The 1,017-nt window shown below is 64.0% G+C and carries 1 pseudogene; it reads left to right on the top strand.

Annotation, left to right across the window (positions count from 1 at the left end):
- A pseudogene (locus C8K44_RS27230) lies at positions 1–1,017 on the top strand (malate synthase G); the annotation flags it as partial.

The following is a 1,017-nucleotide window of genomic DNA, read 5'->3' on the forward strand; positions in this document are numbered from 1 at the left end:
TGCTGGAAAGTTCTGGGAGGGTTTTGCCGATATCGTGCATGATCTTGGCCCGAAGAACCGGGCGCTGCTCGAAAAGCGCGACGACTTCCAGCTCAAGCTCGACGCCTGGTACCGCAAGCATGGCGCACCCCACGACATGGCCGCCTACAAGGCGTTTTTGTCCGACATCGGCTATCTCGTGCCGGAAGGCCCGGCCTTCTCCGTGACGACCGACAACGTCGATGCCGAGATCGCCACCGTTGCCGGCCCGCAGCTGGTGGTGCCTGTGATGAACGCGCGTTATGCGCTCAACGCCGCCAACGCGCGCTGGGGTTCGCTCTACGATGCGCTTTATGGCACCGACGCGATTTCCGATGCCGACGGCGCCGAGAAGACCAAGGGCTACAACCCCAAGCGCGGCGCCAAGGTCATCGCCTGGGCCAAGGCGTTTCTGGACGAGTCGGCACCGCTGGAAAAGGGCAGCTGGTCGGATGTGAGCGCTCTGTCGGTTGTCGATGGCAAGCTCGTGCTGGCGGCTGCTTCCGGTTCCGTGGCGCTGCGCGAGCCAAAGCAGTTCGCCGGTTATCGCGGTGAGGCCAGGAACCCCGAGGCGGTGCTGCTGGCCAAGAACGGCCTGCATGTCGAGGTCGTGGTCAACCGCGACTCGGCCATCGGCAAGACCGATCCGGCCGGCATCTCGGACATGGTGCTGGAATCGGCTTTGACCACCATCCAGGACTGCGAGGATTCGGTCGCGGCAGTCGATGCCGAAGACAAGGTCGTGGTCTACCGCAACTGGCTCGGCCTGATGCGTGGTGACCTGTCGGAAACCTTCGACAAGGGCGGCAAGGCTGTCACCCGCAAGCTCAATGGCGACCGCTCCTACACCGGCCCGGACGGCAAGACCGTTTCGCTGCCCGGCCGTTCCTTGATGCTGGTGCGCAATGTCGGCCACCTGATGACCAACCCGGCGATCCTCGACCGCGACGGTTATGAAGTGCCCGAGGGCATCATGGACGCGGCGATCACGGCACTCAT

Source organism: Aminobacter sp. AP02 (assembly GCF_003148805.1).
Lineage (GTDB): Bacteria > Pseudomonadota > Alphaproteobacteria > Rhizobiales > Rhizobiaceae > Aminobacter.